Source organism: Nocardiopsis alkaliphila YIM 80379, assembly GCF_000341005.1.
In the GTDB taxonomy this organism is placed as follows: domain Bacteria; phylum Actinomycetota; class Actinomycetes; order Streptosporangiales; family Streptosporangiaceae; genus Nocardiopsis; species Nocardiopsis alkaliphila.
Genome location: NZ_ANBD01000047.1, coordinates 16,286 through 29,998, shown reverse-complemented (window position 1 = coordinate 29,998; position 13,713 = coordinate 16,286). Strand labels below are relative to the sequence as shown.

General features: G+C 66.1%; 11 protein-coding genes and 1 tRNA gene. 3 read left to right on the top strand and 9 right to left on the bottom strand.

All coding sequences use genetic code 11. From position 1 onward, the window contains the following. Window positions 1–10: 10 nt before the first annotated feature. The 3 genes from rpoB to rplJ all read right to left on the bottom strand — a co-directional run bounded on the left by rpoB (window position 11) and on the right by rplJ (window position 5,202). Window positions 11–3,478: a DNA-directed RNA polymerase subunit beta gene (gene rpoB, locus D472_RS0107520; RefSeq protein WP_017603877.1), complete on the bottom strand. Its 3,468-nt coding sequence runs from the start codon at window positions 3,476–3,478 to the stop codon at window positions 11–13. A 710-nt stretch (window positions 3,479–4,188) separates the two neighbouring features. Continuing rightward, window positions 4,189–4,578 carry a 50S ribosomal protein L7/L12 gene (gene rplL / locus D472_RS0107515; protein ID WP_017603876.1) on the bottom strand — a complete coding sequence of 130 codons (390 nt, stop codon included), beginning with the start codon at window positions 4,576–4,578 and terminating at the stop codon, window positions 4,189–4,191. 96 nt (window positions 4,579–4,674) lie between these two features. After that, window positions 4,675–5,202 carry a 50S ribosomal protein L10 gene (rplJ, locus tag D472_RS0107510; protein ID WP_017603875.1) on the bottom strand — a complete coding sequence of 176 codons (528 nt, stop codon included), beginning with the start codon at window positions 5,200–5,202 and terminating at the stop codon, window positions 4,675–4,677. A 439-nt stretch (window positions 5,203–5,641) separates the two neighbouring features. Here rplJ and D472_RS0107505 point away from each other — a divergent pair, with 439 nt between their 5' ends. Further along, the gene (locus tag D472_RS0107505; protein ID WP_017603874.1) at window positions 5,642–6,481 is read left to right on the top strand and encodes a LolA-like protein; all 840 of its coding nucleotides are present in this window, start codon (window positions 5,642–5,644) and stop codon (window positions 6,479–6,481) included. A gap of 74 nt (window positions 6,482–6,555) precedes the next feature. On the opposite strand, the gene D472_RS0107500 is transcribed toward D472_RS0107505, so the two are convergent. From D472_RS0107500 to D472_RS0107475, 6 genes are all read right to left on the bottom strand, one after another. Continuing rightward, window positions 6,556–7,731, bottom strand: coding sequence for an IS30 family transposase (locus tag D472_RS0107500; protein ID WP_152447915.1), 1,176 nt, complete (start codon window positions 7,729–7,731; stop codon window positions 6,556–6,558). A gap of 303 nt (window positions 7,732–8,034) precedes the next feature. After that, on the bottom strand, window positions 8,035–8,712 hold the full coding sequence (gene rplA / locus D472_RS0107495) for a 50S ribosomal protein L1 (protein WP_017603872.1): 678 nt from the start codon (window positions 8,710–8,712) through the stop codon (window positions 8,035–8,037). A gap of 88 nt (window positions 8,713–8,800) precedes the next feature. Next, window positions 8,801–9,229 carry a 50S ribosomal protein L11 gene (gene rplK, locus D472_RS0107490; RefSeq protein ID WP_017603871.1) on the bottom strand — a complete coding sequence of 143 codons (429 nt, stop codon included), beginning with the start codon at window positions 9,227–9,229 and terminating at the stop codon, window positions 8,801–8,803. A 278-nt stretch (window positions 9,230–9,507) separates the two neighbouring features. Continuing rightward, window positions 9,508–10,299 carry a transcription termination/antitermination protein NusG gene (gene nusG, locus D472_RS0107485; RefSeq protein ID WP_017603870.1) on the bottom strand — a complete coding sequence of 264 codons (792 nt, stop codon included), beginning with the start codon at window positions 10,297–10,299 and terminating at the stop codon, window positions 9,508–9,510. Between the two features lie 176 nt (window positions 10,300–10,475). Next, a complete protein-coding gene (gene secE / locus D472_RS0107480) occupies window positions 10,476–10,727 on the bottom strand; it encodes a preprotein translocase subunit SecE (protein WP_017603869.1) in 252 nt (83 codons plus the stop codon). 98 nt (window positions 10,728–10,825) lie between these two features. After that, a tRNA-Trp gene (locus D472_RS0107475) sits at window positions 10,826–10,898 on the bottom strand. 224 nt (window positions 10,899–11,122) lie between these two features. Between D472_RS0107475 and D472_RS0107470 the strand changes: the two genes are divergently transcribed. Beyond that, the gene (locus tag D472_RS0107470) at window positions 11,123–12,331 is read left to right on the top strand and encodes a pyridoxal phosphate-dependent aminotransferase (protein ID WP_026117480.1); all 1,209 of its coding nucleotides are present in this window, start codon (window positions 11,123–11,125) and stop codon (window positions 12,329–12,331) included. Between the two features lie 112 nt (window positions 12,332–12,443). After that, window positions 12,444–13,481 carry an adenosine deaminase gene (locus tag D472_RS0107465; protein WP_017603867.1) on the top strand — a complete coding sequence of 346 codons (1,038 nt, stop codon included), beginning with the start codon at window positions 12,444–12,446 and terminating at the stop codon, window positions 13,479–13,481. Window positions 13,482–13,713 lie beyond the last annotated feature (232 nt).

Here is a 13,713-nt window from a genome sequence, read left to right as displayed (position 1 = left end):
AATGCGGAAGTTAGACCTCTTCGACACTGCTCGGCTCACGCCGACCCAGGTCGATTCCCAGTTCTTCCGCCGCGCGGAAGACGTCCTCGTCACTGTCCCGCATCTCGATGGACATACCGTCACTGGACAGCACCTCCACGTTCAGACAGAGCGACTGCATCTCCTTGATGAGCACCTTGAAGGACTCAGGGATGCCCGGCTCGGGGATGTTCTCGCCCTTGACGATGGCCTCGTAGACCTTGACACGGCCCACCACGTCGTCGGACTTGATGGTGAGCAGTTCCTGAAGCGCGTAGGCGGCGCCGTAGGCCTCCAGCGCCCAGACCTCCATCTCACCGAAACGCTGACCACCGAACTGTGCCTTACCACCCAGCGGCTGCTGCGTGATCATGGAGTACGGGCCGGTGGAGCGCGCGTGGATCTTGTCGTCCACGAGGTGGTGAAGCTTCAGGATGTACTTGTAACCGACGGCGATCGGCTCGGCGAAGGGTTCACCGGTGCGACCGTCGAACAGACGCGCCTTGCCGTCGGCGTCGATGAGACGGTTACCGTCCTGGTTGGGACGGACCGATCGGATCAGACCGCTGAGCTCGGGGCCCTCCAGGCCGTCGAAGACCGGCGTGGCCACCTTCGAGTTCGGCTCGGCCTCGGCCGCTCCGATGGCGTGGAGCGACTTCTCCCATTCCTCCTCCATCCCCTCGACCACCCAGCCGTTCTTGGCCAGCCAGCCCAGGTGGACTTCGAGCACCTGACCGACGTTCATGCGGCCGGGCACACCGAGCGGGTTGAGGATGATGTCGACCGGGGTGCCGTCCTCCAGGAAGGGCATGTCCTCCTGGGGCAGGATCTTGGCGATGACACCCTTGTTGCCGTGACGACCGGCGAGCTTGTCACCGTCGGTGATCTTACGCTTCTGGGCCACGTAGACGCGGACCATCTCGTTGACACCGGGGGCGAGCTCGTCGCCGTCCTCGCGGCTGAAGACGCGGACGCCGATGACCTTACCGGTCTCACCGTGCGGAACCTTCAGGGAGGTGTCGCGGACCTCGCGCGCCTTCTCACCGAAGATGGCGCGCAACAGGCGCTCCTCCGGAGTCAGCTCGGTCTCACCCTTGGGCGTGACCTTACCGACGAGGATGTCGCCGTCGACCACCTCGGCGCCGATCCGGATGATGCCCCGGTCGTCGAGGTCGGCCAGGACCTCTTCACTGACGTTGGGGATCTCGCGGGTGATCTCCTCCGGGCCCAGCTTGGTGTCGCGGGCGTCGACCTCGTGCTCCTCGATGTGGATCGAGGAGAGGACGTCGTCCTGCACCAGACGCTGGGAGAGGATGATCGCGTCCTCGTAGTTGTGACCTTCCCAGGACATGTACGCCACGAGGAGGTTCTTGCCCAGCGACATCTCACCCTGGTCCGTGGAGGGACCGTCGGCCAGGACCTGCTTGGCCTCCACTCGCTGGCCCTCGTGGACGATGGGGCGCTGGTTGAAGCAGGTGCCCTGGTTGGAGCGCTGGAACTTGCCCATCCGGTACGTCTTGCGCGTGCCGTCGTCGGCCATCACGGTGACGTAGTCGGCGGTGATGTCCTCGACCACACCGGCCTTCTCCGCGAGGATGACCTCACCGGCGTCGGTGGCGGCGCGGTACTCCATGCCGGTACCCACGAAGGGCGCCTCGGCCCGCAGCAGCGGCACGGCCTGGCGCTGCATGTTGGAACCCATGAGCGCGCGGTTGGCGTCGTCGTGCTCCAGGAACGGGATCATGGCGGTGGCCACCGACACCATCTGGCGCGGCGACACGTCCATGTAGTCGACTTCCTCGGTGCCGACCTGCTCGAACTCCCCGCCCTTACGACGGACGAGCACACCGGATTCGGCGAAGGAACCGTCCGCGTTCAAAGGCGTGTTCGCCTGCGCGATGACGTAACGGTCCTCCTCGTCCGCGGTGAGGTAGTCGACCTGCTCGCTGATCTTGCCGTCGATGACCTTGCGGTACGGGGTCTCCACGAATCCGAAGGAGTTCACCCGACCGTAGGCGGCCAGCGAACCGATCAGACCGATGTTGGGACCTTCGGGGGTCTCGATCGGGCACATGCGGCCGTAGTGGGACGGGTGGACGTCTCGGACCTCGAAGCCCGCACGCTCACGGGACAGACCACCCGGTCCCAGCGCCGAGAGGCGACGCTTGTGGGTCAGGCCCGCGAGCGGGTTCGTCTGGTCCATGAACTGGGACAGCTGCGAGGTGCCGAAGAACTCCTTGATGGAGGCCACGACGGGGCGGATGTTGATCAGGGTCTGCGGCGTGATCGCCTCGACGTCCTGGGTCGTCATCCGCTCGCGGACCACGCGCTCCATGCGGGCCAGCCCCAGGCGAACCTGGTTCTGGATGAGTTCGCCGACGGTGCGCAGGCGGCGGTTGCCGAAGTGGTCGATGTCGTCGGTCTCGATCGGACGGAGACCGAGCACGGTCTCCTTCTCGACCTCACCCGCGTGCAGGCGAACGAGGTAGTCGATCGTGGCGACGATGTCCTCTTCGGTGAGGGTGCCCTGGGTGTAGTCGGTGTCCAGACCCAACTTCTTGTTGATCTTGTACCGACCGACCTTGGCCAGGTCGTAACGCTTGGGGTTGAAGTACAGGTTCTCCAGCAGCGCCTGGGCCGACTCCTTCGTGGGCGGCTCTCCCGGACGCAGCTTGCGGTAGATGTCCAGCAGCGCGTCGTCGGTACCCGCGGTCGGGTCCTTCTCCAGGGTGTTGCGGATCGACTCGTACTGGCCGAAACGCTCCAGGATCTGGTCGGTGGTCCATCCCAGCGCCTTGAGCAGGACGGTGACGCCCTGCTTGCGCTTACGGTCGATACGGACACCGACGAAGTCGCGCTTGTCGACCTCGAACTCGAGCCAGGCACCGCGGGACGGGATGACCTTGCAGCCGAACAGGTCCTTGTCAGAGGTCTTGTCCACGGACGTGTCGAAGTAGACACCCGGAGACCGGACCAGCTGGGACACGACGACGCGCTCGGTACCGTTGATGATGAAGGTGCCCTTGGCGGTCATGAGCGGGAAGTCGCCCATGAAAACCGTCTGGCTCTTGATCTCACCGGTGTCGTTGTTGATGAACTCCGCCGTGACGAACATCGGGGCGGAGAAGGTCATGTCCTTGTCCTTGCACTCCTCTTCGGAGTACTTGGGCGGCTCGAACCGGTGGTCGCGGAACGAAAGGGACATCGTGCCCGAGAAGTCCTCGATCGGGCTGATCTCCTCGAAGATCTCTTCGAGACCGGACTGCTCCGGAACGTCCTTGCGGCCGGCGTTGCGGGCCGTCTCGACCCGCGTCTTCCACGCGTCGTTGCCCAGCAGCCAGTCGAACGACTCGGTCTGCAGGGCCAGAAGGTTGGGAACCTCGAGAGGCTCCTGAATACGGGCGAAGGAAACGCGGTGCGGACCAAGGGCGTCAGCGGAGGCGTTGCGCGAGGCTGCCAACAGGGGTCCTTCCGAAGGCTTGTGGCGGTTGAAGCGCGCACGCCAGACGATCCGTCACGAGAAGGACCGCCGCAACATGGTTGAGACGGTCACATCGAGCGGGAGCGGGCTTTGTCAGGATCCGGATTAACAAACGGAAAATGACGAAAAGCCGTTCACCGACACAGGGATCACCAAAGGGCAGCGCAAAAGAGCAGTGTAGCCGAACACCACACCGCTGTCCACTCACGGTCCACAGCGCCTCTCACGACACCGGCAGGATCACCTGTACAGGGCGATCCGTCAAGCCCGGCCACCGACGAACGACACCACGCACATCCCCGGGGGAAGGCCCTGGGCCTCAGGGTGAAACAGCGCGCCTGCCCTGGCCCCATGGGGGATGTGAGCCAACGGACATCCGAAGGATTCCCCCACCCAAGAGGGGTAAACACTCTTCAACGGACCCGTCAGGTTTCCCGGGACGGGAGATTATCGCGTTCGAGGGACGGTTCGCACACGCGGCCCCCTCCAGCGGCTCGGATCCGCCCCGAAACCCGCAACAGCTTCGCACATCCCACACCGGGGGCCAGGAGGGACACGGCGTTTCTCCGATACGGGGGGCATCGGCTCACGTAGTGGTCCGCCCTGGACACGGAAAAGCGGCCACTCCCCCGAACCGGGAGGAGTGGCCGCTTCGCGCAGACCAGCGGGCCGCTGAGGCCCGCGCGGGACTACTTGAGGGTGACGGTGGCGCCGGCGCCCTCGAGGGCGGCCTTGGCCTTGTCAGCGGCTTCCTTGTCGACGCCCTCGAGCACGGGCTTGGGAGCGTTGTCGACCAGGTCCTTGGCTTCCTTCAGGCCCAGGCTCGTGAGGCCACGGACCTCCTTGATGACCTGGATCTTCTTGTCACCGGCGGACTCGAGGACGACGTCGAACTCGGACTGCTCCTCGGCGTCACCGGCGTCCCCGCCGGCGGCACCCGGAGCGGCGACGGCCACGGCGGCCGGAGCGGCGGCGGTGACGTCGAACTTGTCCTCGAACAGCTTCACGAACTCGGACAGCTCAAGGAGGGTCATCTCCTCGAACGCGGCAAGCAGGTCCTCGTTGCTGAGCTTCGCCATGATGCGATCTCTCTTTCTCTGATGACACGCGCGCCAACGGCACAGCGTGCGAGCCAATGGCCGGGCGCGATCGGCACCCGCCGTGGTTCAAAGGGTTTAAGCGGCTTCCTCGTTGCGCTTGTCCGCCAGAGCCTGTGCCAGTCGCACAGTCTTGGAGGGCAGCGCCTGGAAGACGGCGGCGGCCTGGCCCTGCTTGGCCTTGAGCGCACCGGCCAGCTTCGAGAGGAGAACCTCTCGGGACTCCAGATCGGCCAGCTTGGTGACGTCCTCGGCGCTCATCGACTTACCGTCGATGATGCCGCCCTTGATCACCAGGGGCGAGTTCGCCTTCGCGAAGTCACGCAGACCCTTGGCGGCCTCGACAACGTCCCCATGGACGAAGGCGATGGCGGAGGGGCCTTCGAGCAGATCGGTGATCTGCTCGTCGACGCCGGCCTCCTTGACCGCGATCTTGGTCAGCGTGTTCTTGACGATGCGAAAACGCGCTGTCTGACCGAGGCTGCGGCGCAGTTCAGTGACCTGCGCGACAGTGAGCCCCCGGTATTCGGTCAGCACGGCGCCGTTCGACTCGCGAAGCTCGTTCGCGAGTTCGGCGACCGCGGCTGCCTTGTCCGGCCTCGCCATGGGACTCCTTCCAACAGTGAACGCTGGTTGACTCCCAAGGATTTCCACGATCGGCGTCAGCACGAGAAAAAGCCCCGAGCGCAAGGCGCACGGGGCACGTCCGCGTTCTCGGTAGGCGTGCACGGCACACGGTTCCGGAACGGGAAAGCTCTGGTGACACCTGCGCGGGCGCCCATCGTGAACGGGTCCTTAGGTCACCCGAGCGGGTGACGACCAGCGGTCTTCGGCAAGTACCAATCCTAACGGATGAAGAGAGTGCTCGCGCATCGATCCGATACGGGCGAACGTGACCGCCGCCACTCTCGTCACCTTTGGGTGAGAATCTCGCACCCATCGGGAAACCCACACCCGAAATGTCCGGCGTGACTGCCAATATGAGGTTCACCGGGCGCCCCCGCTCCCTGCCGCCCCCTTCCCCCATAACGAAAGTGATTTCCTCATGACCCGAACCCCGGCCATGCTCGCCGCCGGAGCCTTCTCCCTCGCCCTGATGCTCACGGCCTGTGGCGACGACACCCCCGATGAGGAGACCACCGTCTCCGCCGAAGAGCAGGAGGAGGAAGGCACCAGCACCCTCCAGGACCTTTTGGCCGGACTGGTGGACAACACCACCGAGATCACCAACTACACCCTCGACATCGAGATGACGATGCCCGACCCCGAGATGGGCGACATCGAGATGGGTCTTCTCTACGAGGTGATGGACGCCCCGGAGGCCATGCAGGCCACCATGTCCATGCCCTTCCTGGGTGAAATGATGTTCGAGTTGATGTCCATGGGCGGCGAGTTGCCGGAGGGCGTGACCGCCGAGGACCTGGGGACCCATGTCGTCATCATCCAGGAAGGCTCGGATCCGCTGGTCGCCGACCAGCACGGCCTCCAGGGAGACGCCCCCTGGATTCGCGGGGACGCATCCGACATGGAACAGAACCCGACCGACACCTTCGACCTCGAGTCCCTGCCCGACCTCGTCGCCGCCTTCGCCGAGATCGACCAGATCGAGGAGAGCGGCACCGAAGAGGTCAACGGAGTCGAGACCACGGTCATCCAGGGCAGCATGAGCGAAGAGGACATCGACGCCCTCGACGCCGAACACAAGCTCGCGGTCCTCGAACTCATCGGATCGGTCAGCGGCACCCTGGACGTCTCCCTGTGGGTCGCCGATGACGGTTTCCCCATGCGTATCGACTTCTCTGACGACGAGGCCGCCATCACGATGGAGTTCTCCGAGATCGGCACGACCTCCTTCGAGATGCCGTCCGATGACCAGATCGGCTGATCCGGTCCCCTAAGGACACGAAACGGCCCCCGCCCGAGGGGCGGATTCAACTGGTCGTCGCAACACCTCGTTGATCAGACGATCCTAGCCAGACGCTCGGCTGGGGTTTCCCAGCCGAGCGTCTGGCGTGGCCGACCGTTGAGTTTGTGCGCGACATGCTCCAGATCCAGCGGACCATGAGCGGACAAGTCCGTGCCCTTGGGGAAGTACTGGCGCAGCAGACCGTTCGTGTTCTCGTTCGATCCGCGCTGCCAGGGGGAGGCCGGATCGCAGAAGAACACCGGCACCCCCGTAGCGACGCTGAACGCCTTGTGCGAGGCCATCTCGCTGCCCTGGTCCCAGGTCAACGATCCGCGCAGATGCTCGGGCAGCGACCCGATCAGCTCGCTCAGCACACCCCCGACGGCTTCGGTGGTGTGCTCCCCGGGCAGGTGTCCCAGCAGCACGTACCGGGTGGAGCGCTCGACCAGGGTGATGATCGCGGACTTGTTGTACGCACCCGTGATCAAATCGCCTTCCCAGTGCCCCGGGACGGCACGGTCTTCGATCTCGGCGGGGCGCTCGCTGATCATCACCATCGGATCGGTGAACCGGCTCTGCCGTCGTTCAGGTGAGCGGCGGGGCTTGCGTCGGATGCGGCCGGTGCGCAGCGCGGCGGCGACCTCGCGCTTGAGTCCGCCGCGGGCTTGGACGTAGAGCGCCTGGTAGATCGTCTCGTGGCTCACGCGCATGTCCTCGTCGTCGGGGTGGTCGGTGCGAATCCGTTGACTGATCTGCTCCGGTGACCACTGCTCCCGCAAGCCCATGGCGACGTAGTCGCGCAACCGGCCTGGAGCGGCGAGCTTGGCGGGCTTGGGACGCGCCCTGCGGGCGGTTGCCTCGCGTTGGGCCGCATAAGCGCCGTAGGAGCCGTCCGTGTTCCGGTGGTGATCGAGCTCGCGCTTGATCGTCGAGGCGGGGCGCCCCAGTTCGCGGCCGATCGCCCGCAAGCTCCACCCTGCCCGGTCCAGGTCAGCGATCTTCTCCCGGTCCGCGAGGGTCAAAAAACGCGGATCGATCTGCTTTTCGAGCACGGCTACGGTGGGTGCGGGACTGGCCATGGACTCCATGGTGGTCTGTCCGGTGGAGTAGTCCACACGGCGGCCGTCGGGGTAGAGCCTGGAGTTGCCGGACTTGCAGACCCCGTGGTCCCAGTCCCGGGCGGTGCGCTCGTTCACCCCTACCTGCTGCGCGGCCTCTCGCCGGGACAGTCCCTGTGAGCGCAGCCGGTGGAACTGTGCCTTCCCTGGGTGCGGGAGCCGTTTGGAGCCCAGCCCGGCCTTCCTGGCCCAGGAGAACGCGGTGTTCCTGTTCACTCCGAGACGGCGTGCGGCCTCTGTGACGTTACCGACCTCTGCCATCAGTTCCAGGAACCTCGCCCGCAGGCGGGCCAGTTCCTGCTTCGAAAACGACACGGTGGTCGCAACCTCCTGAAAGTCAGGGTGTTGCGACCACCGCTAGAACCCAAGAGGTTCCGGGGGCCGTTTCGTCTTCACGCAAGGGCCTTGAAGGTCTTAGGCGTCGAGCGGGATGCTCGGGCCCATCGTGGTGGAGACCACGGCCTTCTTGATGTAGCGGCCCTTGGCGGCGGACGGCTTGAGGCGGTTCACCTCGTCGATCGCGGCCTGGTAGTTCTCCATCAGCTTGGACTCGTCGAACGAGGCCTTGCCGATGATGAAGTGCAGGTTCCCGTGGCGGTCCACCCGGAACTCGATCTTGCCGCCCTTGATGTCGGTCACGGCCTTGGCCACGTCCGGGGTGACGGTACCCGTCTTCGGGTTGGGCATGAGGCCACGGGGGCCGAGCACGCGGCCCAGACGACCGACCTTGCCCATGAGGTCCGGGGTGGCCACCACCGAGTCGAAGTCGAGGAAGCCGTTCTGGACCTTTTCCACCAGGTCGTCGTCACCGACGATGTCGGCGCCGGCGGCCCGCGCCTGCTCGGCACGCTCACCGGTCGCGAAGACCAGGACCCGAGCGGTCTTGCCGGTGCCGTTCGGCAGGTTCACGGTGCCGCGGACCATCTGGTCGGCCTTGCGCGGGTCGACGCCCAGACGCAGGGCGACCTCGACGGTCGCGTCGAACTTGACGTTGGTGGTCTCCTTGGCCAGCTTCAAAGCCTCGGCGGGGCTGTAGAGCCGGTCACGGTCCACCAGGTTGCTGGCTTTGCGGTGGTTCTTGCTGCGCTTCACGCTGTTCTCCTACGGGAACGTGTGGTCCTTGGGCCAGCGCCTGGCCCTGCCACTGTGGTTCTTGCCGTCGAGCGACCCCTCGCGGGAGCTACTTGACCTCGATGCCCATGGAGCGGGCGGTACCGGTGACGATCTTGGTGGCGGCCTCGATGTCGTCGGTGTTGAGGTCGGGCAGCTTGGTCTGCGCGATCTCACGGACCTGGTCGGCGGTGATGGAGCCGATGTTGCTGCGACCGGGCTCACCGGCGGCCTTGTCCACGCCGGCGGCCTTCAGGATCAGCTTGGGCGCCGGAGGCGTCTTGGTGACGAAGCTGAAGGATCGGTCCTCGTAGATGGAGATCTCTACGGGGATGACGTTGCCGCGCTGGCCTTCCGTAGCAGCGTTGTACTGCTTGCAGAAGTCCATGATGTTGACGCCGTGCGGACCGAGAGCGGTACCGACGGGCGGCGCCGGGGTCGCCTGACCGGCGGGCAGCTGCACCTTGACGAGTGCGGCGAGTTTCTTCTTCGGAGGCATATCGGGTCCTTTGCCTGATCTGCGTTGTGTGCGGGCCCCTGCCTCCCTGACGACACGTCCGGGTCACGATGGACCACGAACGCACCGCTGCCGAAGGAGGCTTGTTCCCCACGCCGAGGGCGTGGGGCCCGTCGGGACCGGACGGGCCGGGCGCGTGTCGCCGGGGTGGGCCCCGGGGATGACACACGACGGTGGGTCCATCCCGATCGGGATGGACCCACCAAGTCTACGTCGCCTGGACAGTGATCCGGGCGGGATGTGGGGTGAACCCCACGACGTCAGATCTTGGCGACCTGGTTGAAGGAGAGTTCCACCGGCGTTTCCCGACCGAAGATCGACACGAGCACCTTGAGCTTTTGGGTGTCGCCGTTGATCTCGCTGACCGTGGCGGGCAGCGTCGCGAACGGGCCCTCCATGACGGTGACGGACTCGCCGATCTCATAGGCGACGTCGGAGCGGGGTTCGGCACCGCCCGCGGCCGCGGCCTGCGGGCTCTGCTCCGGCTCCTCCTCCGGCTCGGGGGCCAGCAGCTTGGCGACCTCGGTGAGGCTGAGCGGGGCCGGCTTGTTGGACAGACCCACGAAACCGGTGACGCCCGGGGTGTTGCGGATCGCCGACCAGGACTCGTCGGTCAGGTCCATGCGGACGAGCACGTAGCCGGGCAGGACCTTCTCGGTGACCTGCTGGCGCTTGCCGCTCTTGACCTCGGTGACCTCGTGCTCGGGCACCTCGACCTGGAAGATGTACTCCTCCATGTTGAGGGACTGGGTACGGCTCTCGACGTTGGCCTTGACGCGCTTCTCGTAGCCCGCGTAGGTGTGCACGACGTACCATTCGCCGGGCAAGAGGACCAGCTCGTTCTTGAACTCCTCGACGGGGTCCAGACGGGGTTCCTCGGGAGCGGCCTCTTCAGCGCTGTCGTCGGCCGATCCGGCCTCCTCGGCGAGGTCGGCACCATCGGCGTCGACCGCCGACTCCGCCGGCTCGCCCGCCAGGCCGGTCTCTTCCGCCGACGACTGATCCGGCTCCTCTTCGGGGAAGTCGTCAGAGGTCAGTGGGGACTCGGACACGGCTGCTCTTTCTCTCGTCGGATTCGCTATGCGTGCGACGCACACCGAACAAGGCCGTGCGTCGAACCCAGTTCTGCCAGCTTACGGTCTCTTCGGGCGAGACGGGACCAACGCGCGGATGAGAAAGGGCCTTGCGCGACGGATCCGCGGGGCCGCCGACCAACGCCCGGACGGCGTCAGACGCTGGGGCGACCGAAGGTGCTGTAGAGCCAGGTGACGGCCTCACCGAAGGCGAAGTCCAGAAGGGAGACGTAGGCCAGGACGATCAGCACGAACACCAAGACGACGATGGTGTAGGTGACCAGTTCCTTGCGCGTGGGCCAGCGAACCTTGCGCAGCTCGCCGACGACCTGCTTGGTGAACGTCACCGGACCGGTACGACGCGTGGGCTCCTTGCCTGGCTTGGCGTCGGCGTCAGTCTGAGTCACCTGGGGTCCTTAGGGTCGCGGGCTGCTTGATTCCCCGTAGTTCCGTTGCCCTCGCGGTGGGGTGGCGATTCATCGCCACCCCACCGCGTGTGGACTTGCAGGGCAGGAGGGACTCGAACCCCCAACCGCCGGTTTTGGAGACCGGTGCTCTGCCAATTGAGCCACTGCCCTTTAGCGGAAACTGCGTTCCCCACCATAGCCGGTCCTGAGAGCCGTCGCACACCCACACAGGGTGACGCCTCGGTAACGAACCGGCCGGCACGATTCATTCTACGCCCACCCTCGGGCCTCGTCCAAACCGTTTTCGGCTGATCGAGGCCGGAGGTGACCTTCCTCGCTCAGGGAAGTGACCTTCCCTCCGACGCCGGGAAGGCGCACATGACACCATGGGATCCATGACTGACCGACCCCGTGTCTCTGCACGTATCAGCGCCATCTCCGAATCCGCCACCCTCGCGGTGGACGCCAAGGCCAAGGCCATGAAGGCGGAGGGCCGACCCGTCATCGGATTCGGCGCGGGGGAACCGGACTTCCCGACCCCCGACTACATCGTGGAGGCGGCGGTGGCCGCCGCCCGCGAACCTCGTTTCCACCGTTACACCCCGGCCGGCGGCCTTCCCGAGCTGAAGAAGGCCATCGCCGAAAAGACCAGGCGTGACTCCGGTTACGAGGTCGACGCCTCGCAGATCCTGGTGACCAACGGGGGCAAGCAGGCCATCTACGAGGCCTTCGCCGCCATGCTGGACCCGGGTGACGAGGTCATCGTCATCGCCCCTTACTGGACCACCTACCCCGAGTCCATCAAGCTCGCGGGGGGCGTCCCCGTGTTCGTGGTCACCGACGAGAGCACGGGCTACCTCGCCTCCGTCGAGCAGTTGGAGGCCGCGCGCACCGAGCGCACCAAGGTCCTGGTCTTCGTCTCCCCATCGAACCCGACCGGCGCCGTGTATCCGCGTGAGCAGGTGCGCGCCATCGGGCGGTGGGCGAACGAGCACGGCCTCTGGGTGCTGACCGACGAGATCTACGAACACCTGGTCTACGGTGACGCGGAGTTCGCCTCCCTGCCCGTCGAGGTGCCCGAGATCGCCGACCGCACGGTGATCGTCAACGGTGTGGCCAAGACCTACGCCATGACCGGTTGGCGTGTGGGATGGATCATCGGTCCCAAGGACATCGTCAAGGCCGCGAGCAACCTGCAATCGCACGCCACCTCCAACGTCGCGAACGTGTCGCAGGCCGCCGCCGTGGCCGCCGTCTCCGGTGACCTGGCCGCGGTCGACGAGATGAAGAAGGCCTTCGACCGCCGCCGGCAGACCATCGTGCGCATGCTCAACGAGATCGACGGCGTGGTCTGCCCCGAGCCCGAGGGCGCGTTCTACGCCTATCCGTCGGTCAAGGGCGTACTCGGCAAGAAGATTCGCGGCAAGACCCCGCAGACCTCCACCGAGCTGGCCGAACTCATCCTGGAGGAGGCCGAGGTCGCCGTGGTCCCGGGCGAGGCCTTCGGCACCCCTGGCTACCTGCGCCTGTCCTACGCCCTCAGCGATGAGGACCTCACCGAGGGCGTGACCCGCGTTCAGAACCTGCTGGCCGAGGCCGAATAGACCTCCCGGCACACGTGGGAGCGCCCCGGTCCAGGGCGCTCCCACGTGTGTGATGGGCCTCGGTCCCTCGTTCTCGATGCGAAGGACGTGGTTCATACGGCAGGCTTACGTCATGGAGACACCGACCAGCGCCCGCCGGTTGGACCGGCTGCCCAAGGCCCACTTGCACCTGCACTTCACGGGGTCGATGCGCCACGAGACCCTCGTGGAGTTGGCCCGGACGCGGGGAGTACACCTGCCTCAGGCCCTGGCCGCGGAGTGGCCGCCCAAGCTGCGCGCCACGGACGAACGTGGCTGGTTCCGCTTCCAGCGCCTGTACGACATCGCCCGCTCGGTCCTGAAGGAACCCGAGGACATGTACCGGCTACTGCTGGAAGCGGCCGAGGACGAGGGAGCCGCCGGGTCGGGCTGGTTGGAGATCCAGGTCGATCCGAGCGGCTACGCGTCCCGTTTCGATGGGCTGACCGCGACCCTGGAACTGATCCTGGACGCCGCACGCGCCGCCGAACGGGCCACCGGTGTGGGCGTCGGGATCATGGTGGCGGCCAACCGAATCCGGCACCCCTTGGACGCACGGGCCCTGGCTCGCCTGGCCCGTCAATACGTCGACAGGGGCGTGGTGTCGTTCGGGCTCAACAACGACGAACGGCGGGGCCGGGCACGAGAGTTCGAGGCGGCCTTTCGCATCGCCAAGCGCGCGGGCCTGCTCTCGGCTCCGCACGGCGGTGAGTTGGACGGGCCGCGCAGTGTGCGTGAGTGCCTGGACGAACTGGGCGCCGATCGGATCGGGCACGGGGTGCGGGCGATCGAGGATCCGTACCTGGTGGAGCGGATCGCCACCCAAGGAGTGACCTTGGAGGTGTGTCCGACCTCCAACGTGGGTCTGGGCGTGGTGGAGAAGGTGGACCACCTGCCGCTGCGCAAATTGTTCGACGCGGGTGCACCCATCGCTCTGGGCACGGACGACCCGTTGCTGTTCGGGCCGCGCCTGGTGGAGCAGTACCGGATCGCCCGCGAGGTCTTCGGCTTCACCGACGCCGAACTCGCCGAACTCGCCCGCATGTCCATCCGCGCTTCGGGCGCTCCGGAGGCGCTCAAGAAGGAGTTGCTCGCGGGGGTGGACACCTGGCTGTCCACCCCTCCCGATTAGAAGGCGCCAGGGCCGGGTCCGCCGCCCCGCCCCACGGACACACGTGGGGTGGGGCGGCGGAGGGATCTGGCCCATGATCATGGGCGAGTGCGGAGCAGCGAAGGTTCGAAACGCTTCTCTCCACCGAGGAACAGGAATCCTTCTCCGCGCTTAGTCGGGTGGGACGCCGCAACGACCGTTGCCGGGACCACCGTCTCGGCTCCGCCGAGATCGTGACCGGTCACGATCGCCA